This window comes from Bacillus sp. OV166 (genome assembly GCF_900177675.1).
Lineage (GTDB): Bacteria > Bacillota > Bacilli > Bacillales > Cytobacillaceae > Neobacillus.
Window position 1 is genome coordinate 904,073 of the sequence record NZ_FXWM01000001.1, and the last position, 25,527, is coordinate 929,599.

19 protein-coding genes and 2 pseudogenes are annotated in these 25,527 nt (G+C 36.5%); 18 read left to right on the top strand and 3 right to left on the bottom strand.

Annotation, left to right across the window (positions count from 1 at the left end; all coding sequences use genetic code 11):
- Positions 1-12 precede the first annotated feature (12 nt).
- The 10 genes from CCK98_RS04235 to CCK98_RS04285 all read left to right on the top strand — a co-directional run bounded on the left by CCK98_RS04235 (position 13) and on the right by CCK98_RS04285 (position 13,279).
- Complete coding sequence (locus CCK98_RS04235; RefSeq protein WP_088085428.1) at positions 13-996, top strand: hypothetical protein; 984 nt, start codon at positions 13-15, stop codon at positions 994-996.
- A gap of 1,173 nt (positions 997-2,169) precedes the next feature.
- Positions 2,170-3,471, top strand: a complete 1,302-nt coding sequence (locus CCK98_RS04240) for a pyrimidine-nucleoside phosphorylase (RefSeq protein WP_088085429.1) — start codon at positions 2,170-2,172, stop codon at positions 3,469-3,471.
- Between the two features lie 288 nt (positions 3,472-3,759).
- Positions 3,760-4,941: a NupC/NupG family nucleoside CNT transporter gene (locus CCK98_RS04245; RefSeq protein WP_088085430.1), complete on the top strand. Its 1,182-nt coding sequence runs from the start codon at positions 3,760-3,762 to the stop codon at positions 4,939-4,941.
- A 197-nt stretch (positions 4,942-5,138) separates the two neighbouring features.
- Entirely contained in the window at positions 5,139-5,768 is a 630-nt protein-coding gene (locus tag CCK98_RS04250; RefSeq protein WP_088085431.1) for an AmiS/UreI family transporter, read from the top strand.
- A gap of 682 nt (positions 5,769-6,450) precedes the next feature.
- Entirely contained in the window at positions 6,451-7,431 is a 981-nt protein-coding gene (locus tag CCK98_RS04260; RefSeq protein ID WP_088085433.1) for an ABC transporter substrate-binding protein, read from the top strand.
- Positions 7,432-7,511: 80 nt separating this feature from the next.
- Entirely contained in the window at positions 7,512-9,071 is a 1,560-nt protein-coding gene (locus tag CCK98_RS04265; RefSeq protein ID WP_088085434.1) for a sugar ABC transporter ATP-binding protein, read from the top strand.
- A gap of 88 nt (positions 9,072-9,159) precedes the next feature.
- On the top strand, positions 9,160-10,062 hold the full coding sequence (locus CCK98_RS04270; RefSeq protein ID WP_373408521.1) for an ABC transporter permease: 903 nt from the start codon (positions 9,160-9,162) through the stop codon (positions 10,060-10,062).
- Positions 10,063-10,242: 180 nt separating this feature from the next.
- Complete coding sequence (gene xylB, locus CCK98_RS04275) at positions 10,243-11,721, top strand: xylulokinase (RefSeq protein WP_088085436.1); 1,479 nt, start codon at positions 10,243-10,245, stop codon at positions 11,719-11,721.
- Between the two features lie 59 nt (positions 11,722-11,780).
- Complete coding sequence (locus CCK98_RS04280) at positions 11,781-12,746, top strand: carbohydrate kinase (protein WP_088085437.1); 966 nt, start codon at positions 11,781-11,783, stop codon at positions 12,744-12,746.
- A 275-nt stretch (positions 12,747-13,021) separates the two neighbouring features.
- Positions 13,022-13,279: a hypothetical protein gene (locus tag CCK98_RS04285; protein WP_088085438.1), complete on the top strand. Its 258-nt coding sequence runs from the start codon at positions 13,022-13,024 to the stop codon at positions 13,277-13,279.
- Positions 13,280-13,326: 47 nt separating this feature from the next.
- On the opposite strand, the gene CCK98_RS04290 is transcribed toward CCK98_RS04285, so the two are convergent.
- From CCK98_RS04290 to CCK98_RS04295, 3 genes and pseudogenes are all read right to left on the bottom strand, one after another.
- Positions 13,327-14,657 (bottom strand): IS3 family transposase gene (locus CCK98_RS04290; RefSeq protein WP_088085439.1). Its coding sequence is split into 2 segments (ribosomal slippage): positions 13,327-14,486 and positions 14,486-14,657, totalling 1,332 coding nucleotides; the frame shifts between segments, so codons are not numbered across the junction.
- Positions 14,658-15,035: 378 nt separating this feature from the next.
- Positions 15,036-15,170: pseudogene (locus CCK98_RS36765) on the bottom strand (spermidine/putrescine ABC transporter ATP-binding protein); the annotation flags it as partial.
- 410 nt (positions 15,171-15,580) lie between these two features.
- Complete coding sequence (locus tag CCK98_RS04295; protein ID WP_088085440.1) at positions 15,581-16,375, bottom strand: DeoR/GlpR family DNA-binding transcription regulator; 795 nt, start codon at positions 16,373-16,375, stop codon at positions 15,581-15,583.
- Positions 16,376-16,826: 451 nt separating this feature from the next.
- Between CCK98_RS04295 and CCK98_RS04300 the strand changes: the two genes are divergently transcribed.
- The 8 genes and pseudogenes from CCK98_RS04300 to CCK98_RS34690 form a co-directional block, all read left to right on the top strand.
- Positions 16,827-17,939 (top strand): alcohol dehydrogenase catalytic domain-containing protein, encoded by a 1,113-nt coding sequence (locus CCK98_RS04300; RefSeq protein WP_088085441.1) that lies wholly within the window; start codon positions 16,827-16,829, stop codon positions 17,937-17,939.
- Between the two features lie 98 nt (positions 17,940-18,037).
- Positions 18,038-19,321 carry an MFS transporter gene (locus tag CCK98_RS04305; protein ID WP_179195707.1) on the top strand — a complete coding sequence of 428 codons (1,284 nt, stop codon included), beginning with the start codon at positions 18,038-18,040 and terminating at the stop codon, positions 19,319-19,321.
- 237 nt (positions 19,322-19,558) lie between these two features.
- A complete protein-coding gene (rpiB, locus tag CCK98_RS04310) occupies positions 19,559-20,029 on the top strand; it encodes a ribose 5-phosphate isomerase B (RefSeq protein ID WP_088085442.1) in 471 nt (156 codons plus the stop codon).
- Positions 20,026-21,030, top strand: coding sequence for a dihydroxyacetone kinase subunit DhaK (locus tag CCK98_RS04315; RefSeq protein ID WP_088085443.1), 1,005 nt, complete (start codon positions 20,026-20,028; stop codon positions 21,028-21,030). Before rpiB ends, CCK98_RS04315 begins: the two co-directional genes overlap by 4 nt.
- Before the next feature lie 19 nt (positions 21,031-21,049).
- Positions 21,050-21,700 (top strand): dihydroxyacetone kinase subunit DhaL, encoded by a 651-nt coding sequence (gene dhaL / locus CCK98_RS04320; RefSeq protein WP_088085444.1) that lies wholly within the window; start codon positions 21,050-21,052, stop codon positions 21,698-21,700.
- Between the two features lie 271 nt (positions 21,701-21,971).
- On the top strand, positions 21,972-22,946 hold the full coding sequence (gene glpX, locus CCK98_RS04325) for a class II fructose-bisphosphatase (RefSeq protein WP_088085445.1): 975 nt from the start codon (positions 21,972-21,974) through the stop codon (positions 22,944-22,946).
- 307 nt (positions 22,947-23,253) lie between these two features.
- Positions 23,254-25,257, top strand: a complete 2,004-nt coding sequence (tkt, locus tag CCK98_RS04330; RefSeq protein ID WP_088085446.1) for a transketolase — start codon at positions 23,254-23,256, stop codon at positions 25,255-25,257.
- Between the two features lie 122 nt (positions 25,258-25,379).
- Positions 25,380-25,448 (top strand): annotated as a pseudogene (locus tag CCK98_RS34690) (fructose-6-phosphate aldolase); the annotation flags it as partial.
- Between the last annotated feature and the right edge of the window lie 79 nt (positions 25,449-25,527).

Below are 25,527 nucleotides of genomic sequence, written 5' to 3' on the forward strand. Positions count from 1 at the left end.
AAAGTAGGGACGGTGATTCATTTGGTTGCAGGAATTGTAACTGCGGCTTTATTGCTAGCAGGAGTGGTTACAGGAGTAGTGGTACTAGCGGCAAGGAACCGACCTAAATTAGCGAAAGAAAATATACCTGAGCATTTGGGAGTGCTTACCCCTGTTCCTGTAACACCATTGCTTGAAAAATTAGATTCCGCCTTGAATTCAGACTATGTTGAACAAGTGAAGCAGCGTTTTCTTCAAGATAATCCGAAACGGACGGAAGATGAATTTGAATGGCGGCTTTTTGAATTAAAGCGTTATTTATTGCTTGCAGCTATGTTAAAGGAAACGCCTATGTTCAGTGAAGAAGTGGATGAGATTTGGCATACGATGCTGCTTTTTACGCAAAAATATCAAACTTTTTCGGAGCGATTTGTTGGGAAAATGCTGCATCATACGCCTAATACTAGTCCAACTCCTGCACCACAGGAACGAGCTTTTTTTGATTGGGTGTTTTCACAGTTGTTTACGATCACTGAATTTAGTTGGAAATCTTGGGGAAGTTTTTTTAAATATCCAATTGATAAGAGGGTCTTACAAGAATTCAAGGAAGAAAGTAATGAATGGCTGATTAATAGATATTTTAAAGTTAATGAAGATAATAGGAATACAGTTGAGTATCTCGTTAGAAAAATGAAGCAGCAGGTAAGTGATGCGGAAGTTATGTATCAAGTGGACGAAAAAGGTCAGTTTGCTAAGCAGAGAAGGTACGGTGAAATGACCAACCTGTCTCTTGTAATGGTGTTTTTCTCTTACTTTTATTTTGATGATTATTGGAAGTATGCGAGTGCGTATACGTATGCCAACGCGGCCAATTACACTAGCGGCTGCTCAACTGCCATCTTTTGCGGGACTGCTTCGGATGGTTCTAGTCATGGGGACGGAGGTCATGGAGGCGGTCATGATGGAGGTTCAAGTTGCTCAAGTTGTTCTAGTTGTGGTAGCGGATGTTCCTCTTAGGGTAAGCTTTAGTTCATAAAGCCTGTCCACCGAAAAATGGATAGTTACCGGTCGATAAGAGAGGTTTATAAAGCCCGTCCACATGAAAAAAGAGGGTCACCGGTCATAAAGAGAGGTTCATAAAGCTCGTCTCTCTTAGATTTTACAGTTGAAGGTTATTAAAAGTATAAAGGGGGATCTTCAACCGAACACCATCTCCAAAGACATCGAGTTACCTGGCAAACAGTGACAGTCACTGTTCGCCATTTATACATACCGATTGCGGCCCGAAATCATACCAAATTCCATATCGACTACAGAAATAATGATGAGTGTGCTATGTGGAACTGTCCATAAATGGGTCTGATCAGACTCCATGGTGACGGTTCTCATGGTTTTTAATTAGGTTAGTGCCGACCGCAACAACCGTCCCCATGGTCCGTTTAGGCACACCACTGATTCAACCTCCGGTGTTACAGTGCCCGAGTGAGAGCTTTTTTTCATCGAACGGTCACTCTAACGATGTTTCAATTCCCGAGGGACTACTCTGTTTTTCCTCAAACGGTCAATGGAACGTTCTTTCATGCACCGCGGAAGCTCCCTTTTAAGTAAATGTAAAAATGGCAACAAAGTTAATTAACAAAGCTTTTTAAAAAAAGAGAAGTGATCTTTCTTCCTATCTACAGGTAAAACACCCATGTCACCTCATTTCTTATCTATCTCCATCTTTCCACGATCGGATATATCGGTAGATCATCCATTTCCCACTTTTAACTCCAATTGTTTTGCAAACCCAGTTGAATTAGTAGATGAAATGGCAAGGGTCATTGTAAATTACCAATCTTTACAATTTTTCTAATGTCATTTTACAAAAGTTCAGTAAATTCTCAAATAAAGTGCATGTTTGCTGATATGAATGTGATTTAGGACGAAGATGGCGAATGTGATAAAAAAATTAAAATTTTGTTCAAATATCACTTAACATTTGTTCACAATCTATGCTATAGTTATTTTGAAATAATAAATGTATAGATGAAAGCGTTCGCTTTGGGAAACTCTAACCTAGCTTTCAAGAAGTTATTAGTCAGATTTCTACGAGTATTTAGCAGCTGAACAGTTTGTAACTTTAATGATCTTAAACTTTCTATAAAATATTAAAAACAGACTTTAACCTAAATTTAGGGGGAAAACGATATGAGAATGGTTGATATTATTGAGAAAAAACGTAATGGTCTTGAATTAACAAACGGAGAAATTCAGTTTTTAATAAATGGATTTACCAACGGAAGTATTCCTGACTATCAAATGTCTGCATTTTCAATGGCGGTATTTTTCCAAGGAATGTCCATAAAAGAACGCGTCTATTTGACGGAAGCGATGGTTAACTCTGGGGATCAAATCGATTTATCCGGAATTGAAGGAATTAAAGTAGATAAGCATAGTACTGGTGGTGTTGGTGATACAACTACACTTGTGTTAGCACCATTAGTCGCCTCTGTTGGGGTACCTATTGCCAAAATGTCCGGCAGAGGTCTTGGGCACACCGGCGGCACGATTGATAAATTAGAATCAGTAAAAGGTTTTCATGTTGAAATTACAAATGACGAGTTTATTCATTTAGTGAACAAAAATAAAATTGCTGTAATCGGCCAAAGTGCCAATTTAACACCTGCAGATAAAAAGCTTTATGCCTTAAGGGATGTAACCGCTACAGTCGATTCGATTCCGCTTATTGCAAGCTCAATTATGAGTAAAAAAATTGCCGCAGGAGCAGATGCGATTGTTCTTGATGTGAAAACAGGCAGTGGGGCTTTCATGAAGAATCTCGACGATGCGAAAGAATTGGCACAGACAATGGTGGACATTGGAAATGGTGTGGGACGGAAGACAAAAGCGATCATTTCTGATATGAGCCAACCGCTCGGGTTTGCCGTAGGAAATGCTTTAGAAGTGAAAGAAGCAATTGATACCCTTCGTGGACAAGGTCCAGAGGATTTACATGAATTATGTTTAACACTTGGCAGCCATATGGTCGTCCTAGCAGAAAAAGCAGCCGATTTGCAACAAGCGCGTGAAATGTTGGAAGAGTCGATGCGAAACGGAAAAGCATTACAATTCTTTAAAACATTCCTTGCTGCACAAGGTGGAGACGCTTCTGTTGTTGATGATCCTACAAAACTTCCTACAGCTAAATATACGATCGAAGTACCAGCCCTAAAAACAGGATGTGTTGCTGAAATCACTGCTGAGATGATTGGGATTGCCGCAATGATGTTAGGAGCTGGACGCATCACTAAAGAATCAGTCATTGATTTGGCAGTAGGCGTTGTTCTCCACAAAAAAGTAGGCGATTTTGTCCAACAGGGTGACGCACTTGTGACGATCCACAGTAATCGTGAGAATGTTCAAGAAGTCATCGAGAAAATTTACGCAGCCTACAAACTAGTTGAAGAAAAAGTAGCTCAACCAACACTTATTTATACAGAAATCCATTAATCCCTGACGAGGCTTTCTTGTTGGTCAGTCTCATGCTTTTTATTTTCTTATAGAAAAATCATGAATGGAGAATAATAAATTATAAATTAATTGATCAAGCGATCGTGGCTCGGAAACAAGCCTATACACTATATTCAAACTTTCAAGTCGGTGCAGCTGTATTAACAAAGAATAACCAGGTATCTTTTTCTTCAAAGGATTAAAGAAGTAATCTGTTTGGGATAGGCCTGTAATCAAGCTCGGAATCATTTACATCTAAGAATAAAATACATCATTGTGGAGGAAATCATGAAATACATCATAGCCATCATTGGATTACTTGTTGTTTTTGGACTTGCTTTTGTTGCGAGTAATAATAAGAAAAATATTAAAATCAAACCGATTATCCTAATGGTCATCATTCAAGTAATATTAGCGGCATTATTATTAAATACAAAATTCGGTTTAGTCTTAGTTAAAGGATTTGCTGACGTTTTTAGTAAATTATTAGAATACGCAGCCAGCGGTATTTCCTTTGTGTTTGGCGGGCTTGAGAATAAAGGTGAAATGTCGTTCTTCCTTAATGTATTACTTCCAATCGTGTTCATTTCAGTATTAATTGGTATATTCCAGCATTTTAAAATACTCCCTATCATTATGAAAGCAATAGGGTTATTGTTAAGTAAAGTAAATGGTATGGGTAAATTAGAGTCATACAATGCCGTAGCTTCCGCTATCGTTGGTCAATCAGAGGTATTTATTACGGTTAAAAAGCAGCTCGGCCTGCTGCCTGCCCATCGCTTATATACATTATGTGCTTCCGCAATGTCAACCGTTTCGATGTCCATTGTCGGTGCGTATATGACAATGATTGAACCAAGATATGTTGTGACAGCACTTGTAATAAACCTATTTGGCGGATTTATTATTTCATCAATTATTAATCCATATACTGTGCCAGAAGACGAAGATATCCTCATCATTCAAGATGAGGAAAAGCAAAGCTTCTTTGAAATGTTAGGCGAATATATTATGGATGGATTTAAAGTAGCCGTCATTGTCGGTGCTATGTTGATTGGATTTGTTGCTTTAATGGCTGGTATCAATAATGTTTTTGATATGGTTTTCGGAATTTCATTCCAGGAAATTTTAGGATATATTTTTTCACCATTTGCCTTTATCATGGGAGTTCCATTTTCAGAAGCTGTCCAAGCTGGGGGAATTATGGCAACGAAGCTTGTCACAAATGAATTTGTAGCGATGATGGATTTAGCAAAAATACAGGAGAGCTTTAGCCCGCGTACATTAGGAATTATTTCTGTCTTCCTTGTCTCCTTTGCAAACTTCTCCTCGATAGGAATTGTTGCAGGAGCCGTAAAAAGCTTAAATGAAAAAAAGGGAAACACTGTCGCACGATTTGGTCTAAAACTTTTATTTGGAGCAACATTAGTTAGTGTATTATCATCCGTGATCGTAAGTATCGTTTTATAAATAAGGTTGTTTTCGTAAAGATCGTGGTTTTTCGAATCAATTTCTAAACCGTATTAATAAAGGTATCGTGGCATAAACAAAGTTTACGAAAAGAGCAATAAATGATGTTGAAAAAGCAATTTCTTTTCTTAGTTGAGAGGGGATTGCTTTCTAAAAGGAGGGGAAGGTTGTGAAAATAGTTTTTCACAACTATTAATATGAGTTTTGTTGGTTTATTTCTCTCAGGTGCAGTATTATTTTTAAACAGTCTTATGCTATTGGGGAAGGCAGAAGCAAAAAGTGTAGGTATTTTTAATATATTCATTGGAATTATTCAAATAATCATCCCATCTTACTTAATGTTTGTATCTGGTCAAAATAATTGGGAACTTTATAATGTTGCATCTATTTTTCTATTTGGCTTAACCTATTTATATGTTGGGGTAACCGTATTGAAAGGGCTTGATGGCAGCGGTCTCGGTTGGTTTAGTTTATGGGTCGCTATTATTGCAGTCGTCTATACGTTAACATCGATTATTCACTTTCACGATGTTGTCAATGCATTAACATGGGGTATGTGGGCACTATTATGGTTTCTGTTCTTTTTATCAAATGCGCTTAAAAAGAAAATAGATACGTACATCGGGATTGTTGCTTTCGTACAGTCATGGGTAACGCTGACCATTCCAGCTTTGCTGTATTTCTTAGGTGTCTGGAATACACGATTTGTCTCTCAAATCTGGACCCTCGTTTTAATTCTAGCGATTGTCTATTTTGTTGTAAGTCTTTTCAAAATGAAATTTTCATATAAAAAAGAGAGTAGTGGACAAGAAATCCAAGTGATATGATTAAAAGATATGCTTCAAAAACCTGTGTAGATTTAATCTATACAGGTTTTTTTATGAGAACGGTGCCTGTGCGTTGCGAACCCAAAAGAAATAAATCAAAACACCCTTTCTAATAGGAGAGGGTGTTTTTGGTTTATCGTTGTCTGTCATATCCTTCGACAAAAACGATAAAACTTTCTGGAGCGTGACAGGCGCTGAATCTATTTTATATTTTTGTTGCATTTTACCAATATAATAAATAAGCATAAAAATTAGGTTCCTTTCTTTATAGAAAAGATTGTCAAACATCATTGAAATATATGCTACGATCTGTGAGAACTTCTATTTGAATAGTTCATATTTAGCTATATTAATATATTTTTGTCTAAATATGTAATTGTTGACAATTAAAAACAGCCATAATATAATCTGAATTAACTTAAAACGGTCAAAAACGAGCACAAATGGTCAATAACGTTCAAATAAAGCTCCAAAAATAATCATTGAAATGATTTTTTTTCAAAGAGATGAAAACGGTAACAGAGGGGTTTATACCTAATAATCTAGTAGAAAGGATTTATAGATCTATTTGTACAACCTAAAAATGTTTTTAAGGAGGTGATGTCATTAAAACTGAAAGCGATAACAATATCTAACTTCCTTTAAGTAATCTTTTAAGTCTATAAAAATTAGGGGGATCATAATGAGAATAAATGTAAAAATGCTATTAATACTAGTTTTAATGTTTGTAATGGTTGTGATGACTGCGTGTACTAGTGCTAGTGAATCATCAAGTGAATCTACGAAAGATAACAAAGAGCAAAAAGGTGACAAAAAGTTAACAATTGGATTAACTGTGGGTACTTTGGCCAATCCTTTCTTTGTTGCCATGTCAAAAGGGGTTGAAGAAGCAGGGAAAGAATTAGGTGCAGAGGTTTTTGTTGAAAGTGCTGAATATGATCTCGCAAAGCAAACTTCTCAAATTGAAAACTTCATTACAAAAAACGTAGATGTAATTTTATTAAATGCTGTTGATACTAAAGGAATTGCAGCAGCTGTTCAACAGGCAAAAGACGCTGGTATTCCTGTAATCGCTGTAGATACGAATGCTGAAGGCGGTGTTGATGCTACTGTTACATCGGATAACTATCAAGCTGGTAAACTAGCTGGAGAATATGTCATTGAACAATTAGGTGGAAAAGGAAACATTGCTATCATTGATGGACCTCCTGTTTCAGCCGTAACAGACCGTATTAAAGGGTTTGAGGATGCTATTAAAGATTCTAAAATTAAAATAGTAGCGAAGCAAAACGGCGAAGGAAATCGTGAAAAGGCATTAACCGTTATGGAAAGTATTTTACAAGCTAATCCATCAGGCTCTATTGACGCCGTATTTGCCATCAATGACCCTGAAGCAATCGGTGTTGAAATTGCTCAAGAGCAAGCAGATCGTAAAGATGAATTTTTCATTGTAGGCGTAGATGGTGCTCCTGAAGTGACAGAAGCGATGGCCAAAAAGGGAAGTACTATTAAGGCAACTTCAGCACAATCACCAAGCGAAATGGTGAAAAAGGCTGTTGAAATTGGAATGAAAGTGAAAAATGGCGAAGACGTAGAAGACCTTATTAAAGTTCCGGTTAAACTTGTTACTCAAGATAAATTAGATTCTTACCAAGGGTGGTAAGCCTCCTCCATAAAAAGGGCTGATAAGGAAAGAACCTTATTCAGCCTTTTTCAAATTAAAAAAAGGGGTGAGATAATAATATGGCAGTTACAGAACGGGTAGTGAAGGTTCAACATGGTCATAAAAATCCAGTGTTGAATATGGAAGGGATTAGTAAAACATTCTCAAGTGTAACCGTATTAAACAATGTGAAAATTGAACTTTATCCAGGTGAAGTACATGCATTAATGGGTGAGAATGGAGCCGGAAAGTCAACTTTTATGAAAATATTAGCAGGGATCTATACACCTGATAATAATGGTGGAAAGATCTATTTTAAAGGTCAGCCGACTTTGTGGAAGGATCCTGTTGATGCAAGGAACAAAGGAATAAATGTTATTCATCAGGAATTAAGCCTTTCTCCCAATTTGTCGATTAGTGAAAATATCTTAATGGGTTCAACCTTTCCGAGAAATCGGTTAGGGATGGTTAAGTGGGGCGAGGTGCATAAAAGTGCACAAAAGGTGTTAGATTCAATGGGCTCTAATCTTGACCCACGCCAATTGGTTTCAACCCTAAGCGTTGCTCAACAACAAATGGTGGAGATCGCCCGAGCATTATCCTTTAAGGCAGAGGTTCTTATCATGGATGAACCAACAGCCTCTTTAACAGATAAAGAGATTATGAAACTATTTGATATTATTGAGGATTTAAAAAAACAGGGTGTTGCCATCGTTTATATTTCTCATAGAATGGAAGAAATTTTTACGATTGCTGATAGATTTACTGTCTTACGTGACGGTGAGTGGATTGCAAGTGGCCCCATTGAAGAGACCAACCCCGATCACCTTGTGAAGCTTATGGTAGGTCGTGATTTAAAAGATTTGTTTAATCGAGAGAAGTCTTCTGATCCTAAAAAACTTTCAAAAAGCAGTTCCCCTGTTCTAGAACTGAGAAATGTTTCAGATAACACCATTGTTAAAAACGTTTCGTTTAAAATTTATCCAGGTGAAATTATTGGTTTAGCAGGGCTTGTAGGTGCGGGGAGAACAGAGTTAGTTAGGGCTCTATTTGGTGTATCTGAGTTGAAAAGTGGCGAAATATTTGTAGACGGAAAGTCTGTTAAAATACAATCCCCCATAGACGCAATGGCTAATGGGATTGCTCATGTACCTGAAAGCAGGAAAGAGCAAGGTTTATTTTTATCTATGTCCGTAAAAGAGAATATTTTAATGGCAGAGTTGAAAAAGCATACGAAGGCAGGAATTGTTAGTTGGAAAGAAGTGAATGCTACCGCTAATCGTTATATAAAAGAACTAAACATAAAAATTGCCTCACCGGAACAGCAGGTATCGAACTTAAGTGGTGGTAATCAACAAAAAGTTGTGATCGCAAGATGGCTGTCCATCGCACCTAAAGTATTACTGCTTGATGAACCCACGAGAGGTGTGGATATTGGGGCAAAGACTGAAATACATAAAATTGTTTCAAAGCTTGCCGAAAATGGCTTGGCAGTTTTAATGATTTCATCTGAGCTTCCGGAAGTCTTAGGCGTAAGTGATCGAATCCTCGTCATGTGCGAAGGAAGATTAACAGGAGAACTTTCGAGAGAAGAAGCCACACAGGAAAAAATTATGTACTTAGCTACTAGGGGGGAGTAAGAAAATGAGGGGAAATACTCAAACAATATCACAAAGAGAAAGCCTTCATGTTGGGAAGGTCCTTCACGGATTATGGAATCGATTGGGTATGATCATGATTTTAATCTTATTATGTGTTGTCCTTTCTTTTACCGCGCCTAATTTCTTAGAAACGGCCAATATGTTAAATGTATTAAAGCAGGTTTCCATCATTGCTGTGCTAGCTGCTGGAATGACAATTGTGATATTAACTGGTGGAATTGATTTGTCGGTCGGGTCAACAGTTGCTTTATCCGGCGTTATTTCAGTTATGGTCTCTTCAGCAGGAGTTAACCCCGTCATTGCTATGATATCAGGTGTGGCTGTAGGGTATGCAGTAGGACTAATAAATGGATTTTTCACTGCTAAAACCAAATTACCAGCATTTATTGTTACATTAGGTAGTTTCACCTATGTTCGAGGTCTTGCTTATGTCATTAGTGGTGGTTATCCGATTGTTTTGCAAAATGAAACGTTCAAATTCATTGGAGGCGGAGCTATTTTTGGAATACCAGCTCCTATCTATATCATGGTTTTTGTTTATATGGTTATGTTTTATGTTTTAAAGTATACTATGTTTGGCCGCCATATTTATGCCATTGGTGGAAATGAAGAAGCAGCACGATTAACAGGGATTAAGGTTGAGAAGTCATTAATTAATGTTTATTCCATCAGTGGATTATTAGCAGGTTTAGGTGGGGTCGTTTTAGCTGGCAGGTTGTATTCTGGTCAACCAACTGCAGGACAAATGTATGAGTTAGATGCAATTGCCGCGGTTATTTTGGGTGGAACTAGTCTAACAGGTGGTAAAGGAAAGATACAAGCAACGATTATTGGGGTATTAATTATGGGCGTTATTAGTAATGGCTTAACTCTAATGGACGTTAACTATTATTGGCAGCTTGTAGTCAAAGGTGGAGTAATTGTTGCCGCGGTATTATTAGATCGCTTACGTGGAAATAGTGCAGCTTAATGGAATTCAACAGATGTATTTAACAATGTAGAGAACAAGAGTAATAAAGGTAAAAAAAGATAAAATGTCTTACTTCCAATAAGTGGATTTTTTCATTGGAAGTAAGACATTTTAAATGCTGTCGAATGATCGACAGCCTTCATTCTTCATGCAATTTTGCGATCAAAAAGGGGGTATTTGATGAAGTACTTGCTTGGAATAGATCTTGGAACATCTAGTGTGAAGACATGCCTGATTGACTATACTGGAACAGAGTGTTTTTCAGATAGTGAGGTATATAGCATAAATACTCCTGCAAGAAATTGGGCGGAACAAGATCCTGAAGAATGGTGGAGAGCTACAAAGAAGACCATACAGCATTGTTTACAAAAAGTGGGGGGATATGAGGTTGAAATTACTGGAATTAGTTTTTCTGGGCAAATGCATGGTTTAGTAATACTTGATAAAGACAAACAAGTAATAAGACCAGCGATCATTTGGTGTGATCAAAGAAGTCAGCAGCAAATCCACTCCATACATAATAAAATACAAAAGGAAGAAGTAGGAAGGCAAACACTGAATGCACTTTCTCCTGGTTTTTTACTGCCTTCTTTAATGTGGATAAAAGACCATGAACCTTTTAATTATGAAAAAATAGATAAAGTGGTTTTACCTAAAGATTATATTCGTTACAGAATAACTGGTGAGATTGGTACAGATTCAACAGATGCTTGTGGAACATTAATATTTAATATAGAAAGAAGAGAATGGGCTGAAGATCTAATTAAAAAGTTAGGGATAAATAGGAACCTTTTTCCACTATGCCGTGAGCCATACGAGATCGCTGGTTACGTAACACGAATTGCAGCCAATGAAACTGGATTGAAATTAGCAACCCCTGTCGTATATGGTGGAGGGGATCAGCCGATGCAGGCTGTTGGGAATGGCATCCTTTCTTCGGGGACAATTTCCTGTACGATTGGAACAGGAGGACAGTTATTTTCACCTGTAAATCAACCAGTTCATGACAGACTATATCGTACAAATACATTCTGTCATGTGAAAAACTGGTACATATTAGGTGCTAATTTAAGTGCAGGACTATCATTAAAATGGTTAATGGAAAATATTTTATATATCGCAGACTTTACTAAGTTAAATAAAGAAACTAGTAAGATTCCATCAGGTAGTGAAAAGTTACTCTTCCTACCATATTTAAATGGAGACAGAACACCCCATATGGATGCTAATGCTAAAGGGATGTTTTTTGGACTTCAATTAAAGCACAATCGTTACCACATGTTGAGAGCGGTGATGGAAGGTGTCGCTTTTTCATTGCGTGATTCATTAGAGATTTTTAATGAACTACAAATACCTGTTGAGCAGGTTATCGCTTCAGGTGGATTTATCCAAAGTGATTTATGGATGCAAATTGTAGCAGACGTTTTTCAAAAAAGTATATGTACTACCTTGACGAAGGAACATGCCTGTAAAGGAGCAGCAATTATGGCAGCTGTAGGTACAAAAGTCTTCAATTCAATGGAAGAAGCAGTAAGTGAAATGGTAAAAAAGAGTGATAGGCTAGTAGAGCCAAATGAAAAGAATGGATATGTATATAATGAGCAATATGAGCTATTTAAATCTCTCTATATACAAAATAGGGAACTGTTTATGATATAGATCTAGATACTTTGTATTCTAAATTAATAGAAGCGATAAGAATGGAGAGTGGAAAATAAATGAATAAAACATCCCGCTCAGTTATGTGCGTTGGAGAGCTGTTAATCGATTTTTTCTGTACAGATATTGATGTTAATTTAAAAGAAGGTGATCATTTCCTAAAGAAGGCTGGAGGTGCCCCGGCAAATGTAGCAGCTGCCATTTCAAAGCTAGGTGGGGTGGCGAGTCTTATTGGGAAAGTAGGAAATGACCCATTTGGATCATTCTTGATAGAAACTTTAAACGAGGCGGGTGTAGATACATCGATGGTTGTTACCGATGATTTAGCACCAACAACCTTAGCATTTGTTTCTCTCCAAGCAGACGGTGAAAGGGATTTTGTATTCAATAGAGGAGCAGATCAACATCTAACAGACGAAAACTTAAATTTAGATAGACTAAGTAGAGCAAAAATAATACACTTTGGATCCGCAACAGCGTTACTTGATAACCCATTTAAAACAACCTATTTTAATGCAATGGAGTTTGCGAAAAATAGTGGAATATTCCTATCATTTGACCCTAATTTCCGTAAGGATTTATGGAAAAATAGAATAGAAGAATTTATTAGTTTAGCTAGAAAAGGTATATCCATGGCTGATTTTGTAAAAGTCAGTGAAGAGGAGCTTGAACTTATCACAGGAAAAATGGATAAGTATGAAGGTATAGAGAAGCTCCATCATTTGGGAGCGAAAATTGTAGCTGTGACTCTTGGAAGTGAAGGAACTCTTCTTTCAAATAGAAATGATGTGGGTGTAATAAACAGTATAGAAATAAATTCAATTGACTCTACCGGTGCTGGTGATGCATTTGTCGGTGCTGCTTTATATCAGTTTGCAAACTTGGAGTCCATTAATACAATTCTTAATGATTTTAGTAAACTGAAAGAGATCATTCTATTTGCAAATAAAGTAGGGGCACTTGTATGTACAAGGGTAGGAGCGATATCTTCCTTACCAAACGAAGAGGATATATTAAAAATTTAGTCATTTTTACTCATGCAGTAAGTTTAAAGAGTCTGATTACAAGAATAAGATAGAAGTCATTCTTAAAGCAGTGACATTTATATTCAGTAAAGAAAGGAATCGTGGCATGATATGCCGTGGTTCCTTTTTAAATGAAGCCTTCTAACAATCCTTCCTTTTGAAGCTGTTTCTTAAAAGTAACTATTTAGGATCCTTTTTTAAGGCGAACAGTTCCTGGTACTTACATTGGTTTATGACTAAAAGGCGTCCTTAAGAGTAATTTCCAAAAAGAATTATTGGATGTCCAAGATACAGCACAGCTTGAAATCAATATTTCAGGAATGTTGAAGTTCGCTGACTTCTTCTTTGATGGATTCAATGCCGATTATCCAGGGGGAAATCCAGCGTTCGTTGGAACAAGCAAGAAGTCACTTTGTGAAAGTAAGGTTCTTATGGTTTTTAATGAGGTTATAGCTGACCACAAGAACCGCCCCCATGGGTTTTCACGAACAGTATTAAGAGCCTCGAACCTTGAAATAACATTAAAAAGGTGAACAGTGACTAAACTGGCACCCATGTCAAGGACATATAAAAAAAAGAGTTAAGAAGCTAAAAGATGATTCCTATATTGAATAGGGGTCATCTTTTCTAAATTCCATTGATAACGGTAATTGTTATAGTAAACCATATAATGATTTATTTTCACCTTTAGTTCTTCTAATGTTTTACAGGATTGATAGTCTACCTCATCTTTTAAATGACCAAAAAAGGACTCCATTGGGGCATTATCCCAACAATTTCCTCGCCTAGACATAGACTGGCCTAAACCGTGTTTTTTCAACAATTTTTGATATCGTTGGCTTGTATAATGACTACCTTGGTCCGAATGAATAAATGCTTTCGAATCTAAACTAGTTTTCTTATTTTTCATTAATTTATCGATGGTTTTTGTGGCGATATCTAAAGTAATTCGATCTGAAACATGGTAAGCCAAAAGCTCATTGGTGGAGGCATCTTTTATGGCTGACAAATAAGCCATATGCTTTCCGTTATATGGCAAATATGTAATATCCGTTAATAATACCTTCCCTGGGACTCCTTGCTTAAATTCTCTATTTAATTTGTTTGAAACGACCTGATGTTCTTTTGTTGCCTTAGCTATTTTTTTATAAGGGTTTGACTTCCTATGTGGGCAAACGATCTTATACTTGTTCATAATTCTTTGTATCTTTTTTCTGCTAAGATTAATGTCGAATTCATTTTTCAATATCATTTTGATGGAACGTGAGCCTTTCTTATATCCACGTCGGTTAAACGCTTTCAGTATTATCTCTTTCGTTTCTAAATCCCTTTGTTCTCTTTCAAATCGGCTGTCGGTTGCTTTGAGGAAGCTGTAATATCCAGAACGAGATACCCCCAAACGCTTACAAAAATACTTTGTCATTTGTTTAAACTGATTTTGTTCTATGGTTTCATAAATTAACTGAAATACTTTACTCGTTTCTAGGTTTTGACCGGCGTTTAGCAGCCTCCTTTCTGTCATTTCTAGCTTTTTTAACAACTCTACCTGACCTTCCAGCAGCTTAATTCTTGCATCCTGCCTCTCAATAATTTCAGCTTGAGAAAGTTTTCGCTCTAAGGGCCTGCCGGAAGCTGTCTTCCGTGTGTCTGAAAGCCCAATTAACCCATCTTTTTCATATGCTCTTTTCCACCTATATGCAGAAGTCTCTATCCTCTTCATACCAATAATGTCTATGTCAAGCCATTCTCCTCAAAGATCTGCCGTGGGAGTTTACCTACCAGATATTCATTCATAAATTTATTTTTAAAAAAATCATCCGAATATGTAATAGCTAAACTGCTGACACGCTGCACATTTGGATTTTTTTGCAGTATTTTTATTTCTTTATCTGAAAATGTTGTTTTGCTCATAGTCGTCCCCTAATCCCCATATCTTTAAGATTCAAGTATATAAAAAAATACCTACAGATAAAACACTCTTTTTCAAGTGTCCTATCTATAGGTACCATATTAGACGATACTGTTCTCCTTTTATAGGTTTGAACAATTAAATATGCACGTGGAACATCGTTGTGAAATAAGAAAATCCGGGGCGTGACAGTGTATTGAATCTAAACAAAACACCCTTTCTGGTAGGAGAGGGTGTTTTTGGTTTATCGTTGTCTGTCATATCCTTCGACAAAAACGATAAAACTTTCTGGGCTATGACAGTCATCGAGTTAAGCAGGGGCGAATGTACAGGAAGATTACAACTATTCTAGGATGAAAATGAAAAAAAGGCGAACATGGTTCATCCTTTGAAAGTTTCCGCATTTTTAATCCAAAGGCGACATTATCAAATATGGTCATATGAGGGAACAGGGCGTAGTTTTGAAACACCAACGCCGAATCTCTTTTATTGATAGGAATACGCGTAACATCTTTTCAACCAAATACATTAGAAAAAGCATTAATATCGCGGAGGAGGAGTCCTTGAGCTTATTAGAGAACTTTAAAGTGGGCTTTTTAGAAGAAGCCTTTTGAAAAATTATTACCTTTAACAGACCATCCTGCTGAATAACACGAAACAAGCAAATTACCCGAACAGTGTTAAGAACCTCGAACCTTGAAATAACCTTAAAAAGGAGAACAGTGACGATACTGTTCTCCTTTTATAGGTTTATGCAAGTAAATATGCACGTGGAACATCGAGGTGAAACAAGAAAATCTGGGGCGTGACACTGAATCTATATTAAGGCTTTTTGGGGATTTCACTCTGCGAAGTTTGAGTAAATAAATAAATAAATCCAGCACTTTTTCTTCCTTAGTGTCAATTATTCAGGGATTTTCTGTTATTAATGATCCTTTTCTTCAGCTGAAACAATTATTACTTCTATGTTGTGTTCTTCTAATTTTCTAATATAACTATCTGATAGAGAACAATCGGTTATAATCGTACTGATTTGATCTATTGAGGCAAACGAAGCAATTGAATTTTTATCAATTTTGGTGTGGTCAAGTAAAGCAACTACTTTGTTAGAAGCATTGACCATAGCCTTTTTCAATTGTACTTCATAAACACTGAAATCTGATAAACCTAATTCGTGAGAAAATCCATTAGCGGATGTAAACATCATATCAATATTAATTTGATTCAAAATATTTATTCCTAAACTACCTTCTAGGGAATATGAACCTCTTTTAACAATCCCCCCTAATAAAATAACCGTTATATCAGGGTGGTCATTTAATTCAAGAGCAGTATTAATTCCACTTGTTACGACAGTTAATCGAATTTGCATGTCTTTTAGGTTACGCGCAAGTTCAAGAGCGGTTGAGCTTGCATCTAACATAATACATTGCCCATTAGAAATTAATTCTACAGCTTTTCTAGCGATTGCAGATTTTTCATCCTTATTTTTTCGTTCTCTATTATAAAAATTATTTTCGCTTTCAATAATATCTATTAAGATTGCCCCTCCATGAGTTCTTTTAAGGAGTCCATCTTCTTCCATTTTCGAAAGATCTGTTCTTAAAGTAGCTTCTGATACATTAATTTCCTCTGAAAGCTCCTTTACTGTTACACGTTGTTGTTCATGTAACTTTTCCATGATTAGTTTTCTTCTCTCTGGTGCAAACACTTTCTTCATCTCATCACCCACGTATGCATATTTTATGATATTTTTCTCTATTTAAATTAACGTTTCGAAAGTAATCGATAGTCAAAATTAACAAAAAGAAAGAATTGAATTGTTATTTCACATAGTAATATTACAACATTGTTTCATCCTAAAGTAAATTATAAAGTAATAAGAAAGAAAACGAAAGTTGAAATAAAAATAAACGAAAAAATATAATTGACTTATCGATAAAATTAATAATATAATGAAAACAATCAAGAGTTTATAGAAGAAAATGAAAATTTGTGGTGTTCTAAAACTTCCAAAGGAGGGGATTTTTTATTATAGGTATAATGAAAGCGGTATCTAGTATGTTACGACATGATTATAGTCTACCATAAGCGAAGAAACCATGTTATCACTTGATTTAGTAACAAATGAAAGCTTTTAAAAAATAAAGTTTATTAGGGAGAGATATTTTATGTGTACTACGATTACAACTCAAGATCAAAAAAAAGTTAGCATTCCTAAAACTATGAAAGCAGTAGTAGCTTATGCACCAGGGGATTATCGTTTTGAAGAAGTAGCAGTACCTGGGATTGGCCCGGGCGAAATGTTAGTAAAAGTTGAGGCGTGTGGTATTTGTGCAGGAGATTTGAAAGCGTTTGATGGAGCTCCTAGTTTCTGGGGAGATGAAAAGCAACCTGCGTACATAAAAGCTCCGATGATTCCAGGACATGAGTTTATCGGTCATGTTGTTGCTTTAGGTGAAGGTGTAGAAGGATATGCGGTTGGAGACCGTGTGATTTCCGAGCAAATCGTTCCTTGCTGGGATTGCCGTTTTTGTAACCGCGGTCAATATTGGATGTGTGAAAAGCATGACCTTTACGGTTTCCAAAACAATGTAAACGGTGCAATGGCTGAGTACATGAAATTTACTAAAGAAGCGATCAATTACAAAGTTCCTGAAGATCTACCAATTGAAAAAGCTATTTTAATAGAACCATATGCATGTTCTTTCCATGCAGTTCAACGTGCTAACATTCAACTTGGAGATGTTGTCGTGCTTGCAGGATCAGGAACGCTAGGTCTTGGGATGATCGGTGCGATTAAAAAGTCAGGGGCGGGAAAATTAATTGTTTTAGATTTATTTGATGATCGTCTAGAACTAGCAAAAAAGTTTGGTGCAGATATGGTTATCAATCCAATGAAAGAAGATGCCATTTCAATCGTAAAAGAATTAACTGACGGATATGGATGCGACATTTATATAGAAGCAACTGGTGCTCAAAAGTCAGTTGAACAAGGATTAACGATGATTCGCAAGCTTGGTACTTTTGTAGAATTTAGCGTATTTAAAGAACCTGTAACAGTGGACTGGAGTATTATTAGTGATCGTAAAGAACTTGATGTATTAGGTTCTCACTTAGGACCATATTGCTATCCGCATGTTATTGAGGGGATTGCTAATGGTGATCTTCCGACTGAAGGAGTAGTAACGCATCAATTACCATTAGAAGAGTTTGAAAAAGGCTTCCAACTAGTTAAAAATGGTGCGGAATCACTGAAAGTTGTTCTTAATCCTAATTTATAAGAATTTTAGTTTAGTAAATTTAGTAATAGGTCCCAATTTTATGGGACCTATTACTAAATTTGAGTGATTTCCTTTAAAAGACAAGGGGGTAAATGAATATGAACAACCTAGGGATGAATAAAGGGTTATTAGGAAAATTGGGTATGGATTCTAAAATGGGTTTAGGATATTTAGGTCTTATCGTCTTTATGATGGGGGATGGACTTGAGTTAGCTTGGTTGTCTACCTATCTAACAGATAATGGTTTGACAGTTCAGCAGGCAGCACTCTTATTTAGTGCTTACGGTCTAGCTGCAGCTTTTTCAGCTTGGCTTTCAGGGGTACTTTCTGAAATCTTAGGACCTCGAAATGCAATGATTATTGGTTTAGCTATGTTTATCATCGGTTCTTTAGTGTTTTTAACGGTAGGATTACCAACAATGAATATTGCGATCATGCTTCCTACATATTCTTTAAGAGGATTGGGATACCCATTATTTGCTTATTCTTTCCTAGTTTGGCTAACGTATTATGCACCGAGCGACAAGCTTGGAACGGCAGTAGGTTGGTTTTGGTTTGCATATAGTGGTGGATTAAATGTGTTAGGTGCCTATTACTCTAGTTTTGCACTTCCGATTTTAGGCGAGAGGTTAACATTATGGAGTGCATTGGTCTTTGTTATTGTAGGTGGGGTTATCGCTATATTACTTAATAAAGGTGAAAAGCACAAAAATAAATTTCAATCGAAAAATGAAGCAGTAAAATATTTGACAAAAGGGATCACGATCGCATTTGAGCGACCAAAAATCGGATTAGGTGGTATTGTTAGAACGATAAATACATCAGCAGCTTATGGTTTTGTTGTTTTTATGCCGGCTTTCTTTTTGGATATTGGATTCACAAGAACAGAATGGCTCCAAATCTATGGTTCTCTTTGGACTAGTAATATTATTTTTAATTTAATTTTTGGAATTGTAGGAGATAAACTAGGATGGCGTAATACAGTTATGTGGTTTGGTGGTGTAGGATGTGCGGTCTTCACAGCAGCATTTTATTATGTTCCGCTAACAGTAGGAACAAATTATTGGGTTATAACAGCTGTTGCTGCCGGTTTTGGGGCTTGCTTAGCAGCATTCGTTCCATTATCTGCGTTAATCCCTTCGTTAGCTCCAGAAAACAAAGGAGCAGCAATGTCTATTTTAAATCTTGGTGCTGGATTAAGTACATTTGTTGGGCCAGCAATTGTTGGCGCTTTCATAGGAAGCGTTAATACAGTAGGAGTTATTTGGATCTTTACTGGATTATATTTGTTTAGTGCATTCCTGATGAAATTCGTAACTCTTCCTAAAGCTGAAGGAAAAGATCAGTCTGAAGACCTTCAAGATCTTAAACCTGCACAGTAGGTTCGAAAACTTTCGTTTTAACAATCTGATAAAAAATAAAAGATGACCAGATTAGAACGTCCAAATTAGGACGTTCTTATTATTAGGTGTTGAAACACACAAAAAAATAGGACAAATTGAAAATAAACGATAATAAAAGAAAATAAATAATTGACAAATGCAACTTAAAGTGAAAAAATAGACTCATAAACAAAAAGATATGAAAAGGGAAAGACAATTAGGAGAGGGAGATATATAATGAAAATTGGGTTAGGTTCTGATCATAATGCATTTGATTTAAAAGACGGTTTAAAGAAGTACATAGAAGAATTAGGTCATGACGTGTATGATTATGGTTGTGAAGATTCTTGTATAGAAGTAGATTATCCTAAAGTAGCTTTTGAGGTTGCTAATGATATAAACGAAAATAGAATCGATAGAGGGATTTTAGTTTGTGGTACTGGGATTGGCGTTGCGATTGCGGCTGGTAAAGTTCCTGGTATTCGAGCAGCATTATGTCATGATACGTATTCAGCAGAACGTGCTCAAAAGAGTAACAATGCACAAGTACTAACAATGGGAGCACAAGTAATTGGACTTGAAATTGCTAAGCAAATTGTAAAGGCTTACTTAGACTCATCATTCTCGGGAGGTAACTCCGGGAGAAAAGTTCAGCAAATTATTGATAAAGAACAAGAGTTTTTGAAAGGAGCAGGTAGTTTAATATGAAAAAATTAATCAATAATCCTAACTATGTTGTAGATGAAATGATAGAAGGTTATGTAAAGGCTTTTCCTAATCACGTCAAACTATTACCAGAAAATAAACGATCAATTGTAACTTCAAAAAAAACTCGTGAAGGAAAAGTTGGTGTTTTAATCGGAGGCGGTTCTGGTCATGAGCCTGCTTTTATGGGGTATGTTGGTGACGGTATGGCTGATGGAGTTGCTGTTGGAAATATCTTTGCATCTCCTCCTCCAGATCCAATCTTAGAAGTAACGAAAGAAATTGATAAAGGCGCTGGTGTTGTATACGTTTACGGTAACTATGCTGGAGATGTTATGAATTTTGGGATGGCTGCTGAGTTAGCTGACTTAGAATACGGGATCAATGTTGGGGCAGTATTAGTAACAGATGATGTGGCATCAGCTCCGAAAGCAGAGAAGGAAAAAAGAAGAGGTATTGCAGGGGAATTTTTTGTTACAAAAGCGGCTGGAGCTGCTACAGAGAAAGGTTATAGTTTAGAGGACGTTGTAAAAGTTGCGAAAAAAACAAATGATTATACACGTTCAATGGGTGTTGGATTAACTCCTTGCTCTTTACCACAGACTGGAAAGCCTAGCTTTGAGCTTGAAGAAAATGAAATGGAAATCGGCTTAGGCCATCATGGTGAACCAGGAATTGAGAAGGGTGAGCTCCAACCAGCTGACCAAGTAGCTGATCGTTTAGTGCAAGAAATTTTAGATGATATGCCGTTAGACAAAGGTGAAGATGTAGCTGTTCTTGTAAACGGTTTAGGTTCAACAACACAAATGGAACTTTACATCATGTTTAGAAGAGTTGAACAGATCCTAAGTGAAAAAGGAATCAACATCCATCGCTCATATGTTGGAAGTTATAGTACTTCTTTAGAAATGGGTGGATGTTCGGTCACTATTACAAAACTAGATGATGAATTAAAGGAATTAGTAGATCATCCTGCTGATTGTCCAATGTACGTACAAAAATAATAAATAGGGGGATTAGGGCATGAAATTTACAGCTAGTGACTTAAAAACATTTTTAAAAAACGTCGTTAATGTAATAGAAGAGAATAAAGAGTATTTATCTGAGTTAGATCGCAAGCTTGGCGATGGAGATCACGGTGTGACAATGTCAATTGGCTGGCAAGCAATTGATGAAAAATTAAATAATGAGCTTCTTAGTGAAGAAGATTGTGGGAAAATCTGCATTTTGGCAGGACGCACATTCTTAAGTGCTGTCGGATCTTCTGTTGGCCCATTATATGCCACTGGATTTTTAAGAGGAGCAAAGATGATTCAAAATAAAACAGAATTAACTGGTGAAGACTTAAAAGATTTCTGGGTAGCCTTTATTGAAGGTGTAAAAGAACGCGGCGGAGCAGAGGTTGGTGATAAAACAATGATTGATACACTTTATCCTGCTTTAGAGAGCTTAAAGGCTAATTTTGATAAAGAACAAGATTTTCAAAGCGCGTTTACAGAATCAGTAGCTGCTGCACATCAAGGAATGGAATCTACAAAAGACTTATTATCTAAACGAGGAAGATCTAGTCGTTTAGGTGAGAGATCAATAGGTAACCAAGATCCGGGTGCTACATCATCTTATTTAATTCTTGAAACATTCTTAACGACAGTTAATTCGGCTCAAACCGTATAAGATGATGTGAAGGAAGATTCACCTATTCATACAATTCAAGGGTTTAAAATATAGGTGAATCTTCATTTTTCTTAAAAGTATATTTATACATGGAATAAAAGTATTGTTTTGATTAGAGAGGCGTTTGATCTTTGTTTTTCAAATATTTATACATTTGAGTGTATAGGTTAGATATTCATCAATGAATAAAATGTATTTTTATAAAATTTAATTTATATTTATGCGTTATATAACATAGTATTAATTATTTAACATTATAGGAGGATATGATATGTTCCCTAAAACGAATATGGATCGTAAAGAGAAAGTAAATGTTTTAGCTACGGACTTCCTTTCGGTTACTCAACAAGCAGCTATTGCATCATACTCTTGGATTGGGAAAGGAAATAAACTAGAGGCTGATGGTATTGGGACTGAAGCGATGCGTAATCGACTGAATACAATTGACATGGATGGAGTCATTGTCATTGGTGAAGGTGAGATGGATGAAGCTCCGATGCTTTATATAGGGGAGAAACTTGGGACTGGTTATGGACTTCAAGTTGATATAGCTGTTGACCCTATCGAAGGGACAACTTTAATGGCAAAAGGGCAGGATAATTCATTAGCTGTTATTGCTGTTGCTAGTAGAGGAAGCTTATTACATGCACCTGATATGTATATGAAAAAGATTGCAGTAGGACCGAAAGCAAAAGGGGCAATCAATTTAAATCTTTCTTTTACAGAAAATATGATATCCGTGGCAAGAGCGTTAGGTAAGGATGTTAGTAATTTAAAAGTGATGATCCAAGATCGTGAACGACATAAGGGACTAATCGATGAGGTATTTGAACTTGGAGCAAGTGTCAAGTTATTTTCAGATGTAGATATTACTGGTGCAATAGCGACTGCAATTGAAAATATCGATGTTGATATTTTAGTAGGAACTGGCGGTGCTCCTGAGGGAGTGTTGGCAGCAACAGCCTTAAAATGTTTAGGCGGAGATTTTCAAGCACAACTTGTTCCACAAAATGAGGAAGAGTTTACTCGTTGTCTAGAAATGGGGATTACTAACCCGACGAAAATCTTAACAATCGATGATATCGTTAAAACCGAGAATTGCTTCTTTGTAGCTTCAGGTATTACAGATGGTACGTTATTAAATGGAGTAAGCAAAATAGAAAATGGCATCATGCGGACCCACTCATTTATTGCTATAGGTGGAGAGTACAAAAACTACCAATTTATTGAAACTCATCATAATTAATAATAGATAACGGAAATAGATGAATTAAACCACTATAACTAGCAAGTATCATTCACTTTAAGTTTATAAGCCACTCAATAATAGAAGGTTATAGATGTTAACCTTCTATTATTGAATGTCTTATGAAAAGTTTAAGGTTTTTCAAAGTACTTACTGACTAAGAAATAAGATGTTCATAGATAATGTTATTTACATATCCTAACCGAGGTACATACAAGGTACTTATTGCATTAAGTGGTGCTGATGATGTTAAATTTTTACATTAAAGAAGCAAGTTTTTAAAGATTTTTTATTAGGAGGAATTATTATGATCACAGAAAAAGTGAATATTGATCAGTTATCTATTCAAACCATTAGAATACTATCCATTGATGGCATTGAAAATGTAGGTTCAGGTCATCCTGGTATGCCAATGGGGGCTGCGCCGATGGCTTATACACTTTGGACAAAGTTTATGAATTATAATCCAAGTAATCCCAATTGGTTTAATCGTGATCGATTTATTTTATCTGCAGGTCATGGCTCGATGTTATTGTATAGTCTGCTACATTTAACTGGATATAACCTTTCTTTAGATGACTTGAAAAATTTCCGTCAATGGGGCAGTAAAACGCCAGGGCATCCTGAATTTGGTCATACACCAGGTGTCGATGCGACAACAGGTCCATTAGGGCAAGGTATTGCAATGGCAGTAGGAATGGCTATGGCTGAAAGACATTTAGCTTCAACATATAACCGTGAAGGTTTTAATGTGATTGATCACTTCACGTATAGCATTTGCGGAGATGGTGACTTAATGGAAGGTGTATCTGCAGAAGCAGCTTCATTAGCGGGGCATCTTAAACTTGGAAAATTAATTGTTATGTATGATTCAAATGATATTTCACTTGATGGTGATCTTAATATGTCATTTAGTGAAAATGTTGAAGACCGATTTAATGCATATAACTGGCAAGTGATCCGTGTAGAGGATGGTAATGATTTAGGGGCAATCACAAAAGCACTAACAGAGGCAAAAGCAAACACAGAACAGCCGACATTGATTGAAGTTAAGACAGTTATTGGATACGGTTCTCCTAACAAAGGTGGGAAATCAGCCTCACACGGTTCTCCACTTGGAAAAGATGAAATCCAACTAGTAAAAGAACATTACAAATGGAATTATAGTGAAGAGTTTTATGTGCCAGAAGAAGTGAAATTATATTTTTCTAAGCTTAAGGAAGCTTCTGATGAAAAAGAGAAATCGTGGGATGAATTATTTTCATTATATGAAAAAGCATATCCAAGTCTTGCGCAGGAATTAAAGACAGCCATCAATGGAGAGCTTTCAGAAGGATGGGATGTGGATGTACCTTCTTACAAGATTGGAGAAGATAAGCTAGCTACTCGTGCTTCAAGTGGAGAAGTTTTGAATGCACTTGCTAAACATACTCCCCAACTTTTAGGCGGATCAGCAGACCTTGCATCTTCAAATAAAACCTTGTTAAAAGGAGAGGGAGATTTCAGTAGTGCGAATTATAGCGGCCGTAACATTTGGTTTGGTGTTCGTGAATTTGGGATGGGAGCAGCAGTCAATGGAATGGCGTTACATGGTGGGGTAAAAGTTTTTGGTGCAACATTCTTTGTCTTCTCAGACTACTTACGTCCAGCTATTCGTCTATCAGCTTTAATGAAATTGCCTGTTACTTATGTGTTTACACATGATAGTATTGCAGTCGGTGAAGATGGGCCAACCCATGAACCAGTAGAACAACTAGCATCATTACGTTCGATGCCGGGCTTATCTATAATTAGACCAGCAGATGGAAATGAGACAGCAGCTGCTTGGAAACTTGCTTTAGAAAGTAAAGAGGAACCGACTGCTCTTGTTTTAACACGACAAGATTTACTAACTCTTGTTGATTCTGAAAAGGCCTATAATGGTGTGAAAAAAGGAGCATATGTTATTTCTGAAGCAAAAGGAGAGGTCAGAGGCCTTCTATTAGCTTCTGGATCGGAAGTGTCATTAGCAGTTGAAGCACAAAAGGCATTGGAAGAAGAAGGTATTTACGTTTCAGTTATTAGTATGCCGAGTTGGGATCGCTTTGAAAAGCAACCACAATCTTATAAAGAAAGTGTTATTCCAAAACATGTGAATGCACGTCTTGGTATTGAAATGGGTGTGTCACTTGGTTGGAGTAAGTATGTTGGAGATAACGGAGCTATTCTAGCTATTGATCAATATGGGGCTTCAGCACCTGGAGAGAAACTTATAGAAGAATACGGTTTTACAGTAGAGAACGTCATTGCTAAATTTAAAAACCTTCTTTGAGGTTTTGCATTTCTAATGATTTCAAAGGTAGTAAAGTAAAAAGTTAAATGACGATAAAGATAGATTGTTAAGTGTAGTAGGATCACCAGGTTGGAATTCTGCCATTCGTGCTGTTGTACGAAAACATAACCCTTATCTTTACTGTGAATCAAGCGCTTTTAGCTGCTCAAGCTGGAGCAACATATGTTTCGAACAAATATTGCAAGTATAAATTTTGCTTTGAAGGATAGTTTAGAAGTTTTATGTAATTTTAGCTTGTAAAAGAAAGGA

Coding starts and splice junctions, on each gene's coding strand:
- CCK98_RS04240 (WP_088085429.1), top strand. CDS start 2,170: ATGAGAATGGTTGATATTATTGAGAAAAAACGTAATGGTCTTGAATTA.
- CCK98_RS04245 (WP_088085430.1), top strand. CDS start 3,760: ATGAAATACATCATAGCCATCATTGGATTACTTGTTGTTTTTGGACTT.
- CCK98_RS04250 (WP_088085431.1), top strand. CDS start 5,139: ATGAGTTTTGTTGGTTTATTTCTCTCAGGTGCAGTATTATTTTTAAAC.
- CCK98_RS04260 (WP_088085433.1), top strand. CDS start 6,451: ATGAGAATAAATGTAAAAATGCTATTAATACTAGTTTTAATGTTTGTA.
- CCK98_RS04265 (WP_088085434.1), top strand. CDS start 7,512: ATGGCAGTTACAGAACGGGTAGTGAAGGTTCAACATGGTCATAAAAAT.
- CCK98_RS04270 (WP_373408521.1), top strand. CDS start 9,160: ATGATCATGATTTTAATCTTATTATGTGTTGTCCTTTCTTTTACCGCG.
- xylB (WP_088085436.1), top strand. CDS start 10,243: ATGAAGTACTTGCTTGGAATAGATCTTGGAACATCTAGTGTGAAGACA.
- CCK98_RS04280 (WP_088085437.1), top strand. CDS start 11,781: ATGAATAAAACATCCCGCTCAGTTATGTGCGTTGGAGAGCTGTTAATC.
- CCK98_RS04295 (WP_088085440.1), bottom strand. CDS start 16,375: ATGAAGAAAGTGTTTGCACCAGAGAGAAGAAAACTAATCATGGAAAAG.
- CCK98_RS04300 (WP_088085441.1), top strand. CDS start 16,827: ATGTGTACTACGATTACAACTCAAGATCAAAAAAAAGTTAGCATTCCT.
- CCK98_RS04305 (WP_179195707.1), top strand. CDS start 18,038: ATGAACAACCTAGGGATGAATAAAGGGTTATTAGGAAAATTGGGTATG.
- rpiB (WP_088085442.1), top strand. CDS start 19,559: ATGAAAATTGGGTTAGGTTCTGATCATAATGCATTTGATTTAAAAGAC.
- CCK98_RS04315 (WP_088085443.1), top strand. CDS start 20,026: ATGAAAAAATTAATCAATAATCCTAACTATGTTGTAGATGAAATGATA.
- dhaL (WP_088085444.1), top strand. CDS start 21,050: ATGAAATTTACAGCTAGTGACTTAAAAACATTTTTAAAAAACGTCGTT.
- glpX (WP_088085445.1), top strand. CDS start 21,972: ATGTTCCCTAAAACGAATATGGATCGTAAAGAGAAAGTAAATGTTTTA.
- tkt (WP_088085446.1), top strand. CDS start 23,254: ATGATCACAGAAAAAGTGAATATTGATCAGTTATCTATTCAAACCATT.